A 19,625-nucleotide genomic window follows, 5' to 3' on the forward strand; every position below is an offset into this window, starting at 1 on the left:
TCTGATGTTTTTTGTTGCTTGTGAAAAGAAACAAGCAATTCATAATGTTTCTCAGGCAGATAAATTGTATGATGAAGGTGCCAATCTTCTCCTTAAAGATAATGTTGAAGCCTATAAAAAGTTTCAAAAAGCCCTACATTATTATTATAAAGTAAGAGATTCATCTAACATTTCTAAAAGCTTGATATGTCAGGCTATAGCTCAAAAATATACAGGAGATATATTTGGTGCTGAAACCACATTAGTAGATGCTCTCACCTTTATGAAAGAAGGGGACGAAAGTCTTTATTCTGCATATAGTACACTTGGAGATATAAAATATGCACAAAAAGAATACACATCTGCTGAAGAATGGTATAGTAAAGGCCTTTCCGAAAAAAATATTTCTCAAAAGGACAGATTTGACATGCTTAATAACAAAGGTGCTTCTGAATATAGGCAAAAGAAATATTCTTCAGCATTGAGAACATTACAAAGTATAGATCTAAAAAATGTAAAGGATATTAATCTAAAAAACAGGATTCAAGAAAATATTGTATATACTCAATGGTTACAAAATAAAAACTATCCCGCTCAATCAGAGTTTGAAAAACTATTAAAGCTTAAATTAAAAAATGAAGATAATTGGGGGGCAAATTCAAGCTATTCTCATTTAGCAGAGATAAATCAGGATAGTAATCCTACCAAGTCTTTATACTATGCACAACAAATGCTTAATATCGCTAACAAAATAAAAAGTCCTGATGATAGACTTGAAGCGATAGAAAAGATATCATTAGTTGACAATCCTTCTAATGCAATTAAAAACTTCAAACTCTACAAAAACTTATCTGACAGTATTCAAAACTATAAAAATGATAATAGAAATCGATTTGCTTATATAAAATATGATAGCGAAAAGAAAGAAATAGAAAATCAAAGATTAAAGGCTGACAACTCACAAAAAAAACTTAATATTTTGTTATTATTAATGGCCTTAATCTTAGCTCTTATTGTTATTGTATGGTTTCGTAAGCGCCAGATAAGATTAAAACAAGAAAAAGAAATCGAGGTAAAAAACACGCAACTCAAAATGTCGAAGAAAGTTCATGATGTGGTTGCCAATGGAATCTACCAGGTGATGACAAAGATTGAAAACCAGGAAGACTTCGACCGGGATAAAGCGCTTGACGAACTGGAATTTGTATATGAAAAATCCAGGGATATTTCCTATGATAAAATTGGGGAAGAAAAAGAGTTCAGCAAAGTCGTCTCAGAGCTTATTGCTTCTTTTAATAATGATACCGTAAAAACCTTTACCGCTGGAAACAGCCCTGCGATCTGGGAGTCCGTTTCTCCTACAGTAAAAGAGGAAGTTTACCAAATGGTCCGTGAGCTGATGGTGAATATGAAAAAGCACAGCCGGGCCAGTCATGTTGCGGTTAAATTTGAAAAAATAAACAATGTCGTTGAAATTCAGTACAAAGACAATGGAATAGGAATTCCGGGAGACCTTGTGTATAAAAATGGCTTACGAAATACGGCATCCCGCATTGAAGCGATTAAAGGAACCATTACTTTTGACACGAAAATTGAAAAAGGGCTGAAGGTCAATCTTTCATTCCCTGTTTCCTAACCATCCAGCCATGTTCAAAAAAGTTTTAATCGTTGAAGATCAGGAAGTCATGAACCGGGGAGTCCTGAATACAATAAAAGAATTAAATATCCCTGATTTTGATTATGTAACCTATTGTGATGAAGCCTTAAGCAGAATCAGAACAGCTTTGGAAAGGAAAAACCCATATGATCTGCTTATTGCTGATCTTTCATTTGAAAAAGACCATATTCCCCAGAAACTTCGTTCCGGACAGGAACTTATTCTTGAAGCAAAAAAAGTTCAGCCGGCTTTAAAAGTAGTGGTATTTTCTGTTGAAAAGAAAGCAAAAACAATTGACGACCTTTACAAAATCTATCAGATTGACGGGTTTGTAAGCAAGGCAAGGCGTGACGGACAAGATCTGAAAAGCACAATACGGAAAATCTTTAACGGAGAAACCGTAATTCCCCAGGAAATTCTGAATACAATGCGTCATATTTCTTCTGAGTTTGATGCGTATGATATCAAATTGCTTGAGCTGTTAGCTAAAGGCTATAAGCAAAGTGAAATAAGCACTTCTCTGAAACAACAAAGAATGATGCCATATGGCATCAGGTCTATCGAAAGGAGACTGAACGAACTCAGAGACAGTCTCGGCGCAAAAAATAATATTGAGATGATCGTAATCTGCAAAGATATTGGCCTCATCTGATCAGGCTTGCTGAAATATCATTTTTTCGTCCCTTTTACGTGAAACCGTAATGACGAAAAATTAAATGAATATACTTTTGAGGACTTAAACATTTTTTTAATTAAACCGTATAACCATGTTCAAAAAAATTTTAATTGCCGAAGATCATGAAAGCATCAATATTTCTGTTCAGAAAACCCTTGAAGAGCTGAATATTCCCACCGTAGATTATGTGTATTACTGTGATGATGCTATTGGAAAAATTCAGAAAGCGTTACGGGAAGAATATCCTTATGACCTGTTGATTACAGATCTGTATTATGAAGAAGATCATCATGAACAAAACCTTAAAGACGGAAAAGAACTCATCAGAAAAGCAAAAGAGATACAGCCTGATTTGAAAATCATTGTATTTTCGGCAGAACATAAAACGGGTGTAATAGAAAATCTTTTTTCAGATTATGAAATCAACGGATATATCCGTAAAGCCAGAAACGATTCAAAAGAACTGAAAAAGGCCATTGCATCTGTATATATCGGCGAAAACTATTTATCTTTTGATCTGAAGCAGGATATGAAAAAGTTCAACAGCTATGAGTTTTCTACATTTGATATCACCCTTGTCTCTCTCCTTTCTAAGGGAATCTTGCAAAAAAACATTCCTGCCCACCTCGAAGAAAGAAATATTAAACCCTCCAGCCTGAGCAGCGTTGAGAAGAGATTAAACAGTCTGAAGGAAGACCTTGAAATAAACAGCAATGAGCAGCTGGTAGCCTTCTGCAAGGACATCGGGATTATATAGTATATAATTCATCTTACATACAGCCTTTCAAATTTTTTGAAAGGTTTTTTATTTTTTGCCCGTTTTACGGAAACCCGTAACGAACCAAAATTTAATGCTCATATTTTTGGACTGTTAAACCAATAAAAATTTTTGCAATGGAAAAAAAACCATTAGGAACAAAAGCGAAGACAGGAGAAAATTGTCCTGAATCTGGAGTTTGGAAAGTCGTTGGAAATCCTTCTACAACCGCTCCAATTTCAAAAGGAAATAGAATGCCTCCTTATGATGGTAAAGCTGTTACTTGGGAATTAATTCAGTACGCTTAACAAATCATTATTTCCAGTGATTATTAACAAAAAATGATCACTGGATTATCTAATAAACAAAATAATCATGGGAAAATTCGTAATCACACAAAGAATCAACAAAGAGTATCAGTTTAATCTGAAAGCCGGAAACGGTGAAATTATTTTAACCAGTGAAGGGTATGTTCAGAAAGCATCATGCCAGAAAGGTATTGAATCTGTAAAAGTCAATTCTCAGGATCTTTCAAGGTATGACAGAAGACTTGCAAAAAATGGAAAAGACTATTTCGTTCTAAAAGCAAGAAACGGTGAAATTATAGGGAACAGCCAGATGTATAGTACAAAATCCGGAATGGAAAATGGTATTGCTTCTGTAAAATCAAATGCCCCGACAGCTGAAATCATTGACGAAACTTTAAAAAACTAAACACTATGGATCTCAAAATTAAACTGGAGCAATTGCAGCAGAAAGTTATGGGGCTTAAAGACCAGATCGGAACTGAAGAAGCCACAAAAAATGCATTCGTGATGCCTTTTATACAAATCCTGGGATATGATATTTTTAATCCCACAGAAGTGGTTCCCGAGCACGTTTGTGATATCGGAACAAAAAAAGGAGAAAAGGTAGATTATGTGATCAAAAATAATGATGAACCTATCTTCATTATCGAGTGCAAACACTGGAAGGAAAGTGCAGATGCCCATAATTCACAGCTTCACAGGTATTATCATGTTTCGAAAACGAGATTCGGAGTTTTGACCAATGGAATTGTGTACAACTTTTATACAGATCTGGAAAAGCCCAATATTATGGACGAAAAACCGTTTTTCACCATCAATATTGAAGATTTAAAAGACAGTTCCATCAAAATTCTGGAAAGTTTCACCAAAAAAAATTATAACCTGGAAAGTATACTTGATTCTGCAGAAGCATTAAAGTATATCAAAGCCATCAGAAAGGAATTCGAAAAGGAAATTGAAAATCCATCTGATGAATTGGTAAAACTTCTGGTGAACCTCTTCTTTGAGAAACCTTTAACAGCCAACAGAATGATTTCTTTTAAAGAGTATGCTAAAAAAGCATTAACTACTTCTATTAATGAATCAATTAGTTTCCGGTTAAAGTCCGCATTGAGTATTAATGAACAGATAGAGAAAAAAGAAGATGATGTAAAATCATCACAATCTATTGATCAAAATAATGACTCTAAAATTATCACCACAGAAGAAGAGCTGGAAGGGTTTCAGATTGTAAAAGCCATTTTGAGAGAGAAAATTCCTTCTTCAAGAATTGCCTATCGGGATACTTTATCCTATTTCGGGATTTTATTAGATGACAATAACAGAAAACCACTTTGCAGATTACACTTCAATACAACAAATAAATACCTGGAAACTTTCCACAACGGAAAAGAAGCAGGAGAAAAGATTTTATTGAATACCCTTGATGAAATTTATAATTACAGAAATCAGCTTCATCTGACGCTGGAAAACTATGGATAAAAATTAATAGCCATGAAAAAACTAATTCCATTCATATTACTGATCTTCACTTTATTTCCATTAATTTCTTGTTTTAAAGCCAATGACAATGTAGGATACGGTGGGAGATGTACCGGTTCCGCCAATTGTACGGCCTGTTCAAATTGCTCAGGCTGCGGACACTGCAGCAGCGGAGGAGTCTGTGGAGTCTGCCGTGGTGGATATTCCGAGAGGAGCTCTTCAAAAAGCAAGTCTAAAAAAGATAAATCTTCGGATTCCTACAAATCTTCAAAGCCCCACACTGGTAAACCTCCAAAAGTATTTATTGATAAGGTAAACATCAATCTTAACTCTAACAACAGATACATTGCAGGCATTTCAACAACAAATGTTTATGAAAAACCGACTTTTAAATCTAAAGTAATAACAACAGTTCCTAAAGATACCAAACTAACACAGCTCTCAAAGGAAGGATCATGGTATAAAGTACAGGTTAAATCAAGTAGAAAAATAGGATATGTTTTCAATAAAGATGTCAAATAATCAAAAAACAAAATAACATGAACTTAAAAAAATTTTTAAATGAAGAACAGGATCCTCAAGCTGTTGAAAAGCTGTTAGGAAGAATCAACAGTTTACTTACCTCACAAGAATTTGTAGAATATATAGCTGTTCAGAAGAAACCTGTGATCAATTTATCTCCTGATTGTATTGCTCTAACCAACAGAAGAATTATTTTCTGCAGGCCGAAAACCTTTGGGTTATCCATGGATTTTCAGGATTATAACTGGGTAGACATCGCTGATTGTCATATCAAAGAAGGAATTGTTGGCTCTACTTTTACAATGAGAACAACAAAAAATTATACTAATATGATGGATTATCTGCCTAAAAATCAAGCCAGAAAGCTATATCAGTTTGCACAGGAAGTAGAAGAAAGAATGCGCGGTGTAAGAAGAGAAAAAAATCTTGAAACTTTGAGGGCTTCCGCAGGAGGGGTTACTGTAAACAATGCGACCCCTATCATCACGCAACCTCAACCATTTCAGGAAGAAAAAAAGCCACTGCTAATAGAAAATGAAGATCCTTTTGCCTTATTGCAGAAGCTGAAAGACTTAAAAGAGAACGGAATAATCTCTCCCGAAGAATTTGAAATAAAAAAGAACGAAATTTTATCAAGAGTTTAAATTATGAAATCAAAATCTACCGCCGCATTACTTGCTTTTTTCCTGGGAGGATTAGGCATTCACAGATTCTACTTAGGTCAGAATGGTGTGGGAATACTTTATCTTGTATTTTGCTGGACATTCATTCCCGCATTAGTTGCATTTTTTGATTTCTTCGTACTTATTTTTATGTCTGAAAACCGTTTTAATTGTAAATATAATTTTAACACAGGATTTTAAACAGCATCATGAAACCATTTCTCACCATCTGTGCGTTATGTTGTTTTGCTGGTATTTTCAAACTTCCTATAGAATATTATACTTTTCTTAGAATTATTATTTCCATTGGAGCTTTATTGGTTTTATACAATACGCTGAGCTCTAGACAACATTATTTCAGTATACTATTTCTAATCATTCTCATTCTTTTCAATCCCGTTTTCCCAATTTATCTGTATCGGAAAAACATTTGGATCCCAATTGATATTATAACGGGAATTTTATTTCTGCTGATCAATTTCATAGAAAGAAAAGAACAAAAAAAAGAAGAAGAGGAAGAAATTATCGAAGAAACCTCAGAGCACTTACCTGCCATACACCAAAGAACTGTTTCCAGAGACAGAATTATTAATCCTAAAACAACAAAACAAGAGTAACCATCATGGAAAACAATCAAATAACAGAAAGCCTCAAAGCTCATTTTCTAAGACTCTATCAAATGGCAATATGTGATGACGATTTCAGTGCTTTAGAATTAAAAATGCTCTACAAATGTGCAGAAGAAAGAGGAATTTCATCAAAAAATTTAGATGAGATCCTTTTAAATCCGATCAATTTAAAGTCATTGGTACCCCAAACGATCGAAGAAAAAGTAGATTATTTATATGATCTCACTGTCATGATCTGGGCTGATGGAATCATTTCTCCGAATGAATACTCTGCCATGCAAAAGTATGTTCTGATGTTTGGTTTTCTGGAAGAAAATACAACAGCTATTGTAGATTACCTCATTGAAGCTATAAAAATCGGCAAGAACAAAAGCGAAATTTTATATGAATTAAAAAACTAATCATCATGGATACCACCAGTATAAAAAATTTATTTAAACTAAAATCCGTTCCGATAGAACCACAACAGGAACAGCTTGCTAAAAGTGATGTCATTCCGGGTGATGAATCTTTCGAAGAAACCCGAAAAAGGACCTACCACGAATCGGGCTACAGAGATAGCTCGCGAACCAACGGAAATCACTCGACCCTATCTATATGTTTGGATGCCGTTTATTCAAAATTTCAGAATGAAGAAAAAGAAATGGTTGAAAAACAGAAGAATCTTAAAGAATCTTATGTAAACGAACAGAAAAACCGGGAAACTGAAATCAAAGCTTTATTCGTTTCACAGGAGACCAAAGAAGAACAATTACAAAGCAAGAGCATAGAAATTGAGAATCATCAGCATACCATTGAAACATTAAAAGCTGAGATCCTTGATCTTCCCAGAAACCCGGAAAAATATAATATAAAAGCGACAAGAGGAGCTTCAGCAAAATTCTGGATCGGACTTTTTCTTTTGATTCCCATCACCTTATATTTAGGAACTTTCTATATCTCAACTTCTTACTCGGCTTTTTTCAAAAGTTTTGATGCAAAAAGTACAATTATCCAAAGTGTTTTAGATGCACAGGCTTTCAGCAAAGCATGGAACGAAGGAGTTATTGAAGGAGCATTTGTCACCTTGATTCCCTTTGTATTCCTAGGATTGGGTTACTTAATTCACATGTTCTGGGAGAATAAAACGAGAGCCAACTATATCAAGCTTGGTTTATTATTTATCGTGACATTTATTTTCGACTGCATTTTAGCCTACGAAATTGAGTCAAAATTGTATGAATTAAACAAAACTTTTGAATCTCCACCCTTTGATATTAAAATTGCTTTTACCAAAATTCAGTTTTGGGGAATAATTTTCGCGGGATTTATTGTATACATTATCTGGGGGTTGGTTTTTGACTTTGTAATGAAAGAACACCGTGAAAAAGATAAGATTAAAAATGAACAGGAAATCAGGCAAAAGAGAATTGAATTCTTTCAGGATAAAGTCAATATTTTAAAAAAAGAAATAGAAGAAATCCTTTCCAACATTGGAATGATAAAAGAAACTGTTATTAAAACCCGGGGCAGAATCGAAGAGCTTCAGAATATTATTGACGGCGTAATTATTCCCACCAAGGATTACAAACTATATGCCTCGGAATACGTGCAGGGCTGGATCACTTTTATCGGTGAAAAAATAGCAGTGTCAAGAACGGAAAAACAAACAATGATTGAAGACTGCATTGCCACCTATAATACCAGCTTGGAAACTGTAGGCGCTAATTCCGACAACCAAAATTTAGTGTATTTATCATCTTTATAACGCGCAGATTATGAAAAAAATATTTTATTTATTATTGTTCATTTCTTTGGCTTCTTGCTGTAAAAACAAAGACGATGGAACAAACACTGGAAAGAAAGATTCTGCTGTGGCTGACCCAAACAATATCAATGTCAGTATTTTGATTGATTTATCCGATAGAATTGATCCTAATACAAACCCAAATTCTACAATGGAATATTATCAACGGGACACAGAGTATATCAAAGCCATTGAAAAAGGATTTTTAAATCATATTAAATCAAAAAGAATCATCACCTATGACGATCAGATGCAGGTTTTCTTCAATCCGGAACCTTCAGATCCGAAAATGAATGACCTTACCAAAGAATTAAAAGTTTCTTTCAATAAAGATACTCCAAGAAATTATTTTGATTCTGTTGATAAAAAATATTCTGAGTTACCTTTAAAAATTTATAATTCAGCAATTAAAGATGGAAAATATGTCGGGTCCGACATCTGGGAATTCTTTAAAAACAAAGTCAAAGATTACTGTATAAAAGATGATCGCAGAAACATCCTTTTCATTTTAACCGACGGGTATATGTATCATCAAAACACGAAGTTTGAAGAAAAAAATGAAAATTCATACAGAACCTCCTATTTAACAACGAAACTTATAAAAGCCAATAACCTGACAACATCCAGTTTTAAAGATACCATTGAAAAAAATGGCTATGGTTTTGTAAAAGCAAATGAAAATCTGAGTAACCTTGAGGTTATCGTTTTAGGAATTAACCCGGAAAAAGGAAACCCATTCGAAGAAGCTGTTATTAAAGAATACTGGGAAAACTGGTTCATAGAGATGAAAATTAAAAATTATCAGATTAAATCCACAGATCTGCCTTCCAACCTGGAGCCCATTATCTTAAAATCGATTTCAGGGAAATAAAAAAACACACTCAATATATTAATTATTCAAAAAAAGCGAAGAAATGTATTCTTCGCTTTTTCTCTATTTTCTTATCATTTCCGTATGCGGAATATCATCTTCCAGATATTTCTTTCCGGTGTCTTCAAACCCGAATCCGCTGTAAAATTTTAACAGATAATCCTGTGCTGAAATTCTGATTTCAGAAGTATGGAAACGGTTTTCTATAGTTTCTACAGCATATTGTATCAGTTGTTTTCCAAGACTTTTTCCTCTTGCCAGCTCTGTGGTAAGAACTCTGCCAATAGAAGTTTCATCGTACTTTATACCTTTATCAAAAATACGGCAGTAGGCTAAAACCTGCCCGCCTTCTTCTGCCCAGATATGGACTGCTTTCTGGTCATAATTATCCAGATCAGGATAAGGGCAGTTCTGTTCAATAACAAAAACATCAATACGTGCTTTCAGTACGGCATACAGCTCCGGAACAGTAAACTCATCAAATGTTTTGATTTTCCAGACAATATTACTCATCAAAGCTTATATTATTATGGGTTAAAAACTCATTGGTTTTTTGAATAAAATCAAGAATCTTATCTCCTCCTTCTTTCTTTTCTGCTGAGGTAATATACAACTCAGGGAGATCTTCCCACGTTTTGTGAAGCTCTGCCTTATAATCCTCAACATTTTTGATTACGGCATTCGGTTTCAGCTTATCAGCTTTTGTAAACACAATTGAGAATGGTATTCCGCTTTCTCCACACCATTGGATGAATTCCAGATCAATTTTCTGTGGAGTATGTCTCACATCTACCAAGACAAAAAGATTGACCAGATTCCTTCTGTTCAGAATATAATTGGTGATCAGTTTTTCAAAATCCTTTCGCTGTACTTTTGAAACCTTTGCATATCCATATCCGGGTAAATCGGTAAGATACCAGTTTTCATTCACTAAAAAATGATTGATCAGCTGGGTTTTTCCGGGTGTCTGTGATGTTTTGGCAAGATCTTTATGATTCATCATCGCATTGATGAGTGATGACTTTCCTACATTAGACCTTCCGATAAAAGCATACTCGGGAATATTAGGTTCAGGACATTCCTGCCATTTTCCGCTACTCTTTACAAACTCTGCTGTCTTGATAATCATTTTTGAATGTATTTTAGAAAAATAAACCATTAAGAAAAGCTCTTAATGGTCATTTATATGTTTTAAACTTTATCTTTTATCCAGTTGTACAGGATCTCATTGAATTCATCCGGCTTTTCCATCATGGCAGCATGACCGCATTTATCTATCCAGAACAAATCTGAATTAGGAATGAACTTGTGCATATCTTCTGCTACTTCCGGCGGAGTTACATTATCCTGTTTACCCCATATCAGACAGGTTGGTGTCATAATTTTCGGAAGGTCATTCAGCATGTTATGTTTGATGGCACTTCTTGCCAGCATTACTGTTTTTATACCCTTCATTCTGTCATTTACCACTCCAAAAACTTCATCTACAAGATCTTCTGTTGCAATCTTTGGATCATAGAAAACTTCTTCGGTTTTCTTTCTGATATAAGACCGGTCATTTTTCCTTGGAAAGCTGTCCCCGAAAGTTCTTTCATACAATCCGGAACTTCCGGTAAGAACCAGGTTTTTTACCAGATCAGGTCTTGCCAGAGTTAGAATAAGCCCTACATGACCTCCCATTGAGTTTCCTACAATGGTTACAGGTCCTGAAATATGACTTTCTATAAACTTGATAATATATTTTGCGATAGTGGTAAGATTCGTATTGAGTACCGGCAGATCATAGATGGGCAACTGAGGCACATAGACCTTAAACCCTTTTTCCGAAAAAAAATCTACCATTTTATCGAAATTACTCAAACCACCCATTAACCCGTGCAACAGCACTAATGGATGTCCTTCTCCTGCTTCTATATAGGAATATTTCTTTTCTTTTTTTGTACTAAATATCATAAAACGCCTTAATAAAGCCCTGCAAAAATACAAATTAAACCTCAAAAAAATTTTGATTATCCTAATTTAAGATAAAAATAATATAATATTCTCCTTTTTAACTTTTTTTTTCAAAACCGCTTTATTATGGCGTAAATAACACTTTCAACAAGTCTCTTCATATCAGTATTTTACATTATTGAAATTCAATCTTTAATAAAACTTATTAACATTGAGTCAAAAAGTGGGAAAAAGTGGGAAATTTTGGAAATTATTATATAAATTTGTCCCAAATGAAAAATTTCATTGGAACATATGAGTGTAAAATTGACGACAAAGGCCGCTTAAAAGTTCCTTCATCTTTAATCAAACAGATGGAAAACTTCGACGATAAGGCGTTTGTAGTCAAAAGATCTGTGTTCCAACCTTGTCTGGAAGTTTATCCTATGAATGCATGGGACAAACTGATGGGTAAAATTAATAAACTGAACAGGTTCATAAAAAAGAATGCTGATTTCATACGAATGTTTACGGCAGGAGTAAAAACAGTAGAACTGGATAATGCAGGAAGACTACAGATCTCAAAAGACCTTACGGTTTTTGCAAATCTTCAGAAAGATATTGTGATTACCAGCGCAGGAGAACTCTTTGAGATTTGGGATAAAGACGCCTATGAAAAGGTGATTGCAACCAACGAAGCTGATTTTGCAAGCCTTGCTGAAGATGTGATGGGTTCTTTCGACGAAGAATAACTGCAGTAGATTATTAATTGATAGTATTAAATAAAAAACACAATTAAGCATGTATCATAACCCCGTTTTGTTGAAGCAGAGTGTTGATGATTTGGTGACGAATCCTGACGGAATATACGTGGACTGCACCTTTGGAGGAGGAGGCCATTCAAGAGAAATCCTGAGCCGGCTTTCCGATAAAGGAAGATTGTTCAGTTTTGATCAGGACCTGGATGCACTTAAAAATACAATTGATGATCCACGTTTTACATTGGTTAATCAGAATTTCAGATTCCTTGAAAACTCATTGCTGATGTATGGCGTTTCACAGGTAGACGGCATTTTGGCAGACTTAGGGGTGTCTTCTCATCAGTTTGATGAGGCAGACAGAGGTTTTTCAACAAGAAGTAATGCTCCTTTGGATATGAGAATGAATGTGATGCAGAATCTTGATGCCAAAAGAGTAATCAACGAATATGAAGAAGAAGAGCTTGCCGATCTTTTTTATCACTATGGAGAATTAAGAGAAGCAAGAAAGCTGGCGAGAGAAATTGTACATCACAGAAAAACAAAAAGTATAGAAACTACGGAAGATCTGAAAAAATTGTTCAGCTACATTCCGCCTCACAAGGTTAATAAATTCTATGCACAGCTTTTTCAGGCAATAAGAATTGAAGTGAATCAGGAACTTGAAGTATTGAAAGAAATGCTGGTTCAGGCTTACAATGTTTTGAAACCGGAAGGAAGATTAGTCGTTATTTCTTACCATTCCCTGGAAGACCGTTTGGTAAAGAGATTCCTGAAAAACGGAATGTTCGAGGGAGAACCGGAAAGAGATATCTACGGAAATTATAAAAAGGCATTCGAATTGGTCAAGAGTAAAGCAATCATCCCTGATGACAAAGAGATCGAAGAAAACTCGCGAGCAAGAAGTGCCAAGATGAGAACAGGAATTAAAGTATAAACGATAAATTATAAATGATAAGTGATATCAATTATCTTTTATCATTAATCAATTATAAAAAAAACTTTGGCAAAAAGAACAACAAATCGCCCCCAGAAAAGACTCACTTTTATAGACATTATAAAAGGAAACTTTCTGAACCGTGATGAGATCAAAATACATTACAAGTATTTTCTCCTGCTGTTTGTTCTGATGATGGCCATGATTTATACCAACCATCTCGTCAATAAAAAAATTAAAATTGTAAACGCCTTAAAGGAAGAAACAGAAGAATATAAATCGAGAAATGCTTACGCTCAAAGTAAGCTGATCAAAGTAAAAATGGAATCAGAGCTGGGGAAAGAGGTAGCACGGGATTCATTGATGACCCTGGAAAACCACCCTCACAAATTGCTAATAAAACTGGACAGTACAGATGCAAAAGCAAAATGAATACGACAATAAACGTAAAAAAACGTTACGATGGGGCTACCTCTTTGCAGTGGTAGCTTTGTGCGTGTTTGTTATGTTCTTGGCAAGGATTGTGATCCTTCAGAATACCAATGTCCAGGAAATTAAAGATGATTACATTAATAAAAACTATCGTGAAGCCACTTTAAAGGCTGCCCGCGGTAATCTTTTTGCTTCCGACGGTTCTATCCTCGCTACAACTGTAATGCGTTATGACATCTATCTTGACTTCAAAACGATGAAAGATACGGTGTATTCCAACAACATCGGAGCATTGACTGATTCCCTGAGTAAAATGTTCGGGAAACCGAGAAGTGAATTCAGACAGAAGTTTGATGAGCAGAAAAAAAAGAAAAATCAGTACTACACTTTGGTAAAAGGGCTTGACTTTGACCAGTATGACAGAATCAGAAAGTTCCCGATCTTCAAAAGAGGTAAAAACAAAGGAGGATTTATCGTTGACAGAAACTATAAAAGAGAATTGGCTACCTCAGAAATCGGAGCCGGTACCATCGGTATGGATAACGGAGAACTTAAATCCGGACTGGAAGGCGCTTTTTCAAAATATCTGACAGGTACTGACGGAAAAAGACTGGAACAAAGAATTAACTCTTCCCAGTGGAAACCGATTGATTTCTGGAAAGTTCAGGAACCTGTAGATGGTGAAGATGTTTATACCACTTTAGACCTTAGAATTCAGGATATTGCGCACTCTGCTCTTGAGAAGCAGTTAATTAATTTCGAAGCAAAACATGGCACCGTAATCGTCATGGAGGTTGAAACTGGAAAAGTACGTGCTCTTGTTAATTTAAGAAGGACAGAATCCGGCGATTATGAAGATTCTTACAACTATGCACTAAAAGACAATATCGAGCCCGGATCCACCTTTAAAACCATTTCTCTGCTGGCAGCAATGGATGATGGATTTATTGATGAAAACACAACTGTAAATGTTGGAAACGGCGTTTGGGTATATGCAAAACAGAGAATTTCCGATGGCCACGGAGGTGGAACATACGATATCAGTGATGTACTGGCGAAGTCCAGTAATGTAGGTACTGCCAAACTGATCACAAAGTACTATGCTGAAAAACCACAGATTTTCCTTGATCACCTGAAACGCTGGAAATTATTCGACAAAATGGACATTGAACTTCCGGGTATTACAAAACCAAAAATTGTTACTCCGGAAAACAAAAGATGGAATGCAGCAACGCTTGCTTCTATATCATACGGATATTCTTCCAATATCAACCTGCTTCAATTAACAACATTTTATAATGGGGTAGCTAACGGGGGAAAAATGCTTAAGCCTTTATTCATTGATAAAATCATGAAAGACGGAAAAGTGATGTACAGTGCAAAACCTGAAGTAATGGTAAATAAAATGGCTTCTGAAAAAGCTATTAAAATGATGACCAGTGCTTTAACAAAAGCTGTAGAAAAAGGAACAGGACGAAGCATTTTTACGCCTAACCTGAAAATGGCAGGAAAAACAGGAACCGCAAGATTTGAATACTGGCTGCCCGGCCCTATGAAGTACCGTGCCTCATTCGCAGGCTTCTATCCGGCAGACGCTCCAAAATACACCTGTTATGTAATGATCAGTGAGCCGAATACGGCAAAAGGCTTTTACGGAGGATCGGTTTCAGCACCGGTGTTTAAGGAAATTGCAGGAAAGACATTCCTGAAAACTCCGCAGAATATTGAAAAAGAAATGCTGGTAGACAAAAAGGTAAACCTGAGTAAAATGGTTGAGCCTAATGTAAAAATAGCAGTAAATGATAAACAGATGCCTAATGTAGTAGGATTAATCGGGAAAAATGTGATCCCGCAATTGGAAAACTTAGGCTATCGTGTCGACTATAAAGGAGTAGGAAGAATAAAAGAACAATTCCCTCTGGAAGGCACAACGATCAGTAAGAACCAGAGAATTTATTTATCTCTGCAGAATTAAGAAACAAGTCCGGAAGGGCAATTTAAAACAAAATAAGGCAAAGCCTTATTGATAAAGATGATTATAACAGAATTAGTAAACAGAATCCCAGTACTGGAAATTCACGGAGATAACAGCCGTGAAATTACTGAATTGGTGATCGACAGCAGAAAAGTTACAGAAGACTCTCTATATGTTGCAATGAGAGGAACAGTAGTGGATGGTCACTCATTCATCACATCTGCTATTGAAAAAGGAGCTGCAGCAGTTGTTTGCGAAGAACTCCCTGAAACATTGGCAGAAAATGTAACATACATCCTGGTAAAAGATTCGTCTAAAGCCTTAGGATATCTCGCTTCCAATTACTATGGAAACCCTTCTCAGAAACTGAAGCTGATAGGAGTTACGGGAACCAATGGAAAAACTTCTGTTTCCACCCTTCTTTTTGATGTTTTCAAAAATCTGGGTTATCCTGCTGCGTTACTTTCTACTGTTGAAATCAGAATTGGTGAAGAAATTATACCGGCTACCCACACTACGCCTGACGTGATTACCATCAACAGGATTTTAGCTGAAGCCGTAGAAAAAGGATGTGAATTTGCTTTCATGGAAGTAAGCTCACATGGGATTGCTCAGAACAGAATTGAAGGATTGCACTTCAAAATAGCAGGCTTTACCAACCTTACCCATGATCATTTAGACTATCATAAAACATTCGAAGAATATTTAAAAACGAAAAAAAGATTCTTTGACGAATTAGAAGATACAGCTATTGCCATCACCAATGTGGATGATAAGAACGGCAATGTCATGCTTCAGAATACCAAGGCTAAAAAAAAGTCTTACGCTCTGAAAACCATGGCAGATTATCACGGAAAATTATTGGAAGTTGATTTCAACGGAATGCTGCTGAACTTCAACGGAAAAGAATTCTGGACGACATTGACCGGGAAATTCAATGTATACAACTTACTTCTTGTCTTTGGAATTGCTGCTGAACTAGGTTTTGAACAGGATGAAATTCTTCAGGCTATCAGCAAGTTAAAAAGAGTTTCCGGAAGATTTGAAACCTTCAAATCCGATGGTGGAATTTTCTTTATCGTAGATTATGCACATACTCCGGATGCATTGGAAAACATTCTGGACAGCATCAACGATATCAGAACCAAGAACGAAAGATTAATCACCGTGTTCGGCTGCGGAGGAGACAGAGATCACTCCAAAAGACCTGAAATGGGAAATATTGCCACTAAAAAATCAACCTTGGCAATCATCACTTCAGACAACCCAAGAACAGAAGATCCTACGCAGATTATCAAAGAAATTGAAGCGGGTGTTGAGCCACAGAACTTCAGCAAATACACTTCAATTCCGGACAGAAAAGAAGCCATAAAAATGGCGATAAAATTTGCTGAGCCTAAAGATATCGTTTTAGTTGCCGGAAAAGGCCACGAAACCTATCAGGAGATTAATGGTGTGAAACATCATTTTGATGACAAAGAAGTAATTAATGAGCTCTGGAAATTAATGAGCAAATAAATTACAAGTGATAACTGAGAGAATAATTATTCAATCATTCATCAATTATCAATGATCATTTATTAACAATTGAAACTATGCTATACTATCTATACGAATATCTAACCAACCATGGAATTCACGTTCCGGGATTAGGAATGTTGAAATACATTTCCTTCCGTGCCGGAATGGCTGTACTATTCTCTCTGATTATTGCTCTTGTCTACGGAAAAAGAGTCATTAATTACCTGAGAACAAAACAAATGGGTGAATTGGTACGTGATCTTGGATTGGATGGCCAGAAACAGAAAGAAGGAACCCCTACCATGGGAGGGCTTATCATTATTCTGGCAACCATTATTCCGGTATTGCTATTTACAAGGATTACCAATGTTTATATTGTTCTGCTGCTGGTTTCAATGTTATGGATGGGAGCAATTGGTTTCCTTGATGATTATTTAAAGAAGATTAAAAAAAATAAAGACGGATTAAGTGGTAAATTTAAAATTGTAGGCCAAGTCGGATTAGGACTAATTGTCGGAATTACAATGTACTTCCACCCGGACATCACCGTTAAAAGAAAATATGCAGATGCTAAGGTGGTCAACAGGAACAACGTAGAGCAAAACTTTATGCCTACAGAAAAAATTACCGTTTCCACCGTTCCTTTTGCAAAAAATAATGAATTCGACTACAGCGGAATTTTATTTTGGATGAATGACAAAGATGCCCATGAGTGGGCATGGGTTGTCTTTATTCCTATCGTAATTTTCATAGTAACAGCCGTTTCAAACGGAGCCAATATCACAGACGGGATTGACGGTCTGGCCGCAGGAACAAGTACCATTATATTGCTTACGCTGGCCCTTTTCGCTTACCTTTCCGGAAATATCATCTTTGCAGATTACCTCAATATCATGTTCCTGCCGAACATGGGGGAAACCACCATCTTTGCCGTAGCAATGGTAGGGGCTGTAATTGGCTTCTTCTGGTACAATACCTATCCTGCACAGGTTTTCATGGGAGATACCGGAAGCTTGATGTTGGGAGGAGTCATTGCCGTTTTGGCCATTATTTTAAGAAAAGAATTGCTTATTCCTGTATTATGCGGAATCTTCTTAATTGAAAACCTGTCTGTAATGCTTCAGGTAGTTGTTTTCAAATATAGAAAAAGAAAATACGGGCTGGAATATGCCCAAAACAATAGACTGTTCAAGATGTCACCATTACACCATCATTATCAGAAAGAAGGATTCCACGAAAGTAAAATCGTGAACAGAATGATCATCATTGGGGTAATATTGGCAATTGTATGTCTGATCACATTAAAAATGAGATAAATTTTGTAAAAAGTAAGAAGTATTAATGTAAAAAGACACCAGATACATTGTACGTTTTACATTTTACATTTTACAAAAGAATAAATATGAAAATAGTTGTTTTAGGAGGTGGAGAAAGCGGATGCGGCGCTGCTTATTTGGCTAAGAAGAAAGGTCTGGAAGTATTTCTTTCAGATAAAGGAGCCATTAAGGATAACTATAAGCAGTTCCTTACCGATAATGAAATTGAATTTGAAGAAGGAAATCACGACGAAGAAAGAATTTTAAATGCAGACTGGATCGTAAAAAGTCCAGGAATTCCAAAAAAGGCAGATATTATTAGTAAAATTCATGAAAAAGGAATCAGACTTTCCTCTGAAATTGAATTTGCTTCTGAATTTACAGATGCAAAAATTATCGCCATTACCGGAAGCAACGGAAAAACAACTACTACTTCCCTGATCTATTATATCCTGAAAAATGACGGATTGAATGTAGGCTTGGGAGGAAATATCGGCTACAGCTTTGCCAAGCAGGTTGCAGATGAAAATCATGAATATTATGTATTGGAAGTAAGTTCTTTCCAGCTGGATGATATTCAGAATTTCAGGCCTTATATCTCTTTATTGCTGAATCTGTCTCAGGATCACCTGGATCAGTACAATTACAATTATGAAGAGTATGCTTTGGCAAAATTCAGAATTGCTGAAAACCAGGAGAATGATAATTTCTTCATCTACAACAAAGATGATGAAATGAGCAAAAATCTCCTTGAAAAGCTTGAGATAAAGGCTAAAATGATTCCTTTCTCAACAAAAGAGAAATTACAGGAAGGAGGTTTTGTGAATGAAGATGAAATTGTGGTAAAAATGAAAGACGAATTCTCAATGAAAGTTGATGAATTGTCTTTGTTGGGAAATCATAATGTAGCGAATAGCTTAGCCGCATCAATTGCCGGTAAAATATTAGAAATCAACAATGAAAGTATCAGACATTCATTGATGACCTTTCAGGCAGTTGAACACAGATTGGAGTTTGTTACTGAAATTGATGGCGTAAAATACATCAACGACAGCAAAGCAACCAACGTAAATGCTACTTACTATGCCTTGGAAAGCATGAAAACACCAACTGTTTGGATTGTTGGTGGATTAGATAAAGGAAACGACTATACCGAAATTGAGGATTTAGTTAAAAGAAAAGTAAAGGCAATTGTTTGTCTTGGAATTGACAATAAGAAGATCATAGATTTCTTTAAAGATAAAAAAGAATTTATTTATGACACTTCAAGTATGGAAGAAGCCGTGAGAATTTCAAAATCACTGGCTAAAAAGGGTGATACCGTCTTATTGTCTCCTTGCTGTGCAAGCTTTGACTTGTTCAAAAGCTACGAAGACAGAGGACGCCAGTTTAAACAACAGGTATTAAATGCCAATGGCCATTAGC

The 19,625-nt window shown here is 35.6% G+C and carries 23 protein-coding genes; 20 read left to right on the forward strand and 3 right to left on the reverse strand.

Features of this window, described 5'->3' with window-relative positions; genetic code table 11:
- Positions 1-4 precede the first annotated feature (4 nt).
- The 13 genes from EL165_RS15390 (at position 5) to EL165_RS15445 (ending at position 9,329) form a co-directional block, all read left to right on the forward strand.
- Positions 5-1,615, forward strand: a complete 1,611-nt coding sequence (locus EL165_RS15390; RefSeq protein ID WP_050791160.1) for a sensor histidine kinase — start codon at positions 5-7, stop codon at positions 1,613-1,615.
- Positions 1,616-1,625: 10 nt separating this feature from the next.
- A complete protein-coding gene (locus EL165_RS15395; protein WP_002981868.1) occupies positions 1,626-2,288 on the forward strand; it encodes a DUF5932 domain-containing protein in 663 nt (220 codons plus the stop codon).
- Between the two features lie 115 nt (positions 2,289-2,403).
- Positions 2,404-3,069, forward strand: a complete 666-nt coding sequence (locus EL165_RS15400; RefSeq protein WP_002981869.1) for a response regulator — start codon at positions 2,404-2,406, stop codon at positions 3,067-3,069.
- A gap of 137 nt (positions 3,070-3,206) precedes the next feature.
- Entirely contained in the window at positions 3,207-3,377 is a 171-nt protein-coding gene (locus EL165_RS25880; protein WP_002981870.1) for a hypothetical protein, read from the forward strand.
- 67 nt (positions 3,378-3,444) lie between these two features.
- Positions 3,445-3,783, forward strand: a complete 339-nt coding sequence (locus EL165_RS15405; protein WP_002981871.1) for a YegP family protein — start codon at positions 3,445-3,447, stop codon at positions 3,781-3,783.
- Positions 3,784-3,788: 5 nt separating this feature from the next.
- Positions 3,789-4,859 carry a type I restriction endonuclease gene (locus EL165_RS15410; RefSeq protein WP_002981872.1) on the forward strand — a complete coding sequence of 357 codons (1,071 nt, stop codon included), beginning with the start codon at positions 3,789-3,791 and terminating at the stop codon, positions 4,857-4,859.
- 12 nt (positions 4,860-4,871) lie between these two features.
- The gene (locus tag EL165_RS15415; RefSeq protein WP_002981873.1) at positions 4,872-5,381 is read left to right on the forward strand and encodes an SH3 domain-containing protein; all 510 of its coding nucleotides are present in this window, start codon (positions 4,872-4,874) and stop codon (positions 5,379-5,381) included.
- Positions 5,382-5,398: 17 nt separating this feature from the next.
- Positions 5,399-6,025: a PH domain-containing protein gene (locus EL165_RS15420; protein WP_002981874.1), complete on the forward strand. Its 627-nt coding sequence runs from the start codon at positions 5,399-5,401 to the stop codon at positions 6,023-6,025.
- A gap of 3 nt (positions 6,026-6,028) precedes the next feature.
- Positions 6,029-6,244: a TM2 domain-containing protein gene (locus EL165_RS15425; protein ID WP_002981875.1), complete on the forward strand. Its 216-nt coding sequence runs from the start codon at positions 6,029-6,031 to the stop codon at positions 6,242-6,244.
- Positions 6,245-6,252: 8 nt separating this feature from the next.
- The gene (locus EL165_RS15430; RefSeq protein ID WP_002981876.1) at positions 6,253-6,660 is read left to right on the forward strand and encodes a DUF6804 family protein; all 408 of its coding nucleotides are present in this window, start codon (positions 6,253-6,255) and stop codon (positions 6,658-6,660) included.
- 5 nt (positions 6,661-6,665) lie between these two features.
- Complete coding sequence (locus EL165_RS15435; protein ID WP_002981877.1) at positions 6,666-7,073, forward strand: hypothetical protein; 408 nt, start codon at positions 6,666-6,668, stop codon at positions 7,071-7,073.
- A 5-nt stretch (positions 7,074-7,078) separates the two neighbouring features.
- Complete coding sequence (locus EL165_RS15440; protein ID WP_002981878.1) at positions 7,079-8,419, forward strand: hypothetical protein; 1,341 nt, start codon at positions 7,079-7,081, stop codon at positions 8,417-8,419.
- A 10-nt stretch (positions 8,420-8,429) separates the two neighbouring features.
- Positions 8,430-9,329 (forward strand): hypothetical protein, encoded by a 900-nt coding sequence (locus tag EL165_RS15445; RefSeq protein WP_002981880.1) that lies wholly within the window; start codon positions 8,430-8,432, stop codon positions 9,327-9,329.
- Positions 9,330-9,392: 63 nt separating this feature from the next.
- Here the strand turns inward: EL165_RS15445 and EL165_RS15450 are convergent, their stop codons facing one another.
- The 3 genes from EL165_RS15450 to EL165_RS15460 form a co-directional block, all read right to left on the reverse strand.
- Positions 9,393-9,842, reverse strand: a complete 450-nt coding sequence (locus EL165_RS15450; protein WP_002981882.1) for a GNAT family N-acetyltransferase — start codon at positions 9,840-9,842, stop codon at positions 9,393-9,395.
- Positions 9,835-10,458 (reverse strand): ribosome biogenesis GTP-binding protein YihA/YsxC, encoded by a 624-nt coding sequence (gene yihA / locus EL165_RS15455; protein WP_041461990.1) that lies wholly within the window; start codon positions 10,456-10,458, stop codon positions 9,835-9,837. Before yihA ends, EL165_RS15450 begins: the two co-directional genes overlap by 8 nt.
- Before the next feature lie 62 nt (positions 10,459-10,520).
- A complete protein-coding gene (locus EL165_RS15460) occupies positions 10,521-11,282 on the reverse strand; it encodes an alpha/beta fold hydrolase (protein WP_002981887.1) in 762 nt (253 codons plus the stop codon).
- A 272-nt stretch (positions 11,283-11,554) separates the two neighbouring features.
- On the opposite strand from EL165_RS15460, the gene mraZ reads away from it, so the two are divergent.
- The 7 genes from mraZ to murD all read left to right on the forward strand — a co-directional run bounded on the left by mraZ (position 11,555) and on the right by murD (position 19,624).
- On the forward strand, positions 11,555-12,013 hold the full coding sequence (gene mraZ / locus EL165_RS15465) for a division/cell wall cluster transcriptional repressor MraZ (RefSeq protein WP_041461948.1): 459 nt from the start codon (positions 11,555-11,557) through the stop codon (positions 12,011-12,013).
- 49 nt (positions 12,014-12,062) lie between these two features.
- On the forward strand, positions 12,063-12,956 hold the full coding sequence (gene rsmH, locus EL165_RS15470; protein WP_002981889.1) for a 16S rRNA (cytosine(1402)-N(4))-methyltransferase RsmH: 894 nt from the start codon (positions 12,063-12,065) through the stop codon (positions 12,954-12,956).
- 66 nt (positions 12,957-13,022) lie between these two features.
- A complete protein-coding gene (locus EL165_RS15475; protein ID WP_002981890.1) occupies positions 13,023-13,388 on the forward strand; it encodes an FtsL-like putative cell division protein in 366 nt (121 codons plus the stop codon).
- A complete protein-coding gene (locus tag EL165_RS15480) occupies positions 13,372-15,363 on the forward strand; it encodes a penicillin-binding transpeptidase domain-containing protein (protein WP_002981891.1) in 1,992 nt (663 codons plus the stop codon). Before EL165_RS15475 ends, EL165_RS15480 begins: the two co-directional genes overlap by 17 nt.
- A 57-nt stretch (positions 15,364-15,420) precedes the next feature.
- Positions 15,421-16,881, forward strand: a complete 1,461-nt coding sequence (locus EL165_RS15485) for a UDP-N-acetylmuramoyl-L-alanyl-D-glutamate--2,6-diaminopimelate ligase (RefSeq protein WP_002981892.1) — start codon at positions 15,421-15,423, stop codon at positions 16,879-16,881.
- A gap of 77 nt (positions 16,882-16,958) precedes the next feature.
- Complete coding sequence (gene mraY, locus EL165_RS15490) at positions 16,959-18,200, forward strand: phospho-N-acetylmuramoyl-pentapeptide-transferase (protein WP_002981893.1); 1,242 nt, start codon at positions 16,959-16,961, stop codon at positions 18,198-18,200.
- A gap of 86 nt (positions 18,201-18,286) precedes the next feature.
- The gene (gene murD / locus EL165_RS15495; RefSeq protein ID WP_002981894.1) at positions 18,287-19,624 is read left to right on the forward strand and encodes a UDP-N-acetylmuramoyl-L-alanine--D-glutamate ligase; all 1,338 of its coding nucleotides are present in this window, start codon (positions 18,287-18,289) and stop codon (positions 19,622-19,624) included.
- Position 19,625: the final 1 nt, after the last annotated feature.

It is taken from the genome of Chryseobacterium gleum (assembly GCF_900636535.1).
Taxonomy (GTDB): domain Bacteria; phylum Bacteroidota; class Bacteroidia; order Flavobacteriales; family Weeksellaceae; genus Chryseobacterium; species Chryseobacterium gleum.

Bases quoted from the DNA above. Each gene is read 5' to 3' on its own strand.
- EL165_RS15390 (WP_050791160.1), top strand. From the start codon at position 5: ATGTTTTTTGTTGCTTGTGAAAAGAAACAAGCAATTCATAATGTTTCT.
- EL165_RS15395 (WP_002981868.1), top strand. From the start codon at position 1,626: ATGTTCAAAAAAGTTTTAATCGTTGAAGATCAGGAAGTCATGAACCGG.
- EL165_RS15400 (WP_002981869.1), top strand. From the start codon at position 2,404: ATGTTCAAAAAAATTTTAATTGCCGAAGATCATGAAAGCATCAATATT.
- EL165_RS25880 (WP_002981870.1), top strand. From the start codon at position 3,207: ATGGAAAAAAAACCATTAGGAACAAAAGCGAAGACAGGAGAAAATTGT.
- EL165_RS15405 (WP_002981871.1), top strand. From the start codon at position 3,445: ATGGGAAAATTCGTAATCACACAAAGAATCAACAAAGAGTATCAGTTT.
- EL165_RS15410 (WP_002981872.1), top strand. From the start codon at position 3,789: ATGGATCTCAAAATTAAACTGGAGCAATTGCAGCAGAAAGTTATGGGG.
- EL165_RS15415 (WP_002981873.1), top strand. From the start codon at position 4,872: ATGAAAAAACTAATTCCATTCATATTACTGATCTTCACTTTATTTCCA.
- EL165_RS15420 (WP_002981874.1), top strand. From the start codon at position 5,399: ATGAACTTAAAAAAATTTTTAAATGAAGAACAGGATCCTCAAGCTGTT.
- EL165_RS15425 (WP_002981875.1), top strand. From the start codon at position 6,029: ATGAAATCAAAATCTACCGCCGCATTACTTGCTTTTTTCCTGGGAGGA.
- EL165_RS15430 (WP_002981876.1), top strand. From the start codon at position 6,253: ATGAAACCATTTCTCACCATCTGTGCGTTATGTTGTTTTGCTGGTATT.
- EL165_RS15435 (WP_002981877.1), top strand. From the start codon at position 6,666: ATGGAAAACAATCAAATAACAGAAAGCCTCAAAGCTCATTTTCTAAGA.
- EL165_RS15440 (WP_002981878.1), top strand. From the start codon at position 7,079: ATGGATACCACCAGTATAAAAAATTTATTTAAACTAAAATCCGTTCCG.
- EL165_RS15445 (WP_002981880.1), top strand. From the start codon at position 8,430: ATGAAAAAAATATTTTATTTATTATTGTTCATTTCTTTGGCTTCTTGC.
- EL165_RS15450 (WP_002981882.1), bottom strand. From the start codon at position 9,842: ATGAGTAATATTGTCTGGAAAATCAAAACATTTGATGAGTTTACTGTT.
- yihA (WP_041461990.1), bottom strand. From the start codon at position 10,458: ATGATTATCAAGACAGCAGAGTTTGTAAAGAGTAGCGGAAAATGGCAG.
- EL165_RS15460 (WP_002981887.1), bottom strand. From the start codon at position 11,282: ATGATATTTAGTACAAAAAAAGAAAAGAAATATTCCTATATAGAAGCA.
- mraZ (WP_041461948.1), top strand. From the start codon at position 11,555: ATGAAAAATTTCATTGGAACATATGAGTGTAAAATTGACGACAAAGGC.
- rsmH (WP_002981889.1), top strand. From the start codon at position 12,063: ATGTATCATAACCCCGTTTTGTTGAAGCAGAGTGTTGATGATTTGGTG.
- EL165_RS15480 (WP_002981891.1), top strand. From the start codon at position 13,372: ATGCAAAAGCAAAATGAATACGACAATAAACGTAAAAAAACGTTACGA.
- EL165_RS15485 (WP_002981892.1), top strand. From the start codon at position 15,421: ATGATTATAACAGAATTAGTAAACAGAATCCCAGTACTGGAAATTCAC.
- mraY (WP_002981893.1), top strand. From the start codon at position 16,959: ATGCTATACTATCTATACGAATATCTAACCAACCATGGAATTCACGTT.
- murD (WP_002981894.1), top strand. From the start codon at position 18,287: ATGAAAATAGTTGTTTTAGGAGGTGGAGAAAGCGGATGCGGCGCTGCT.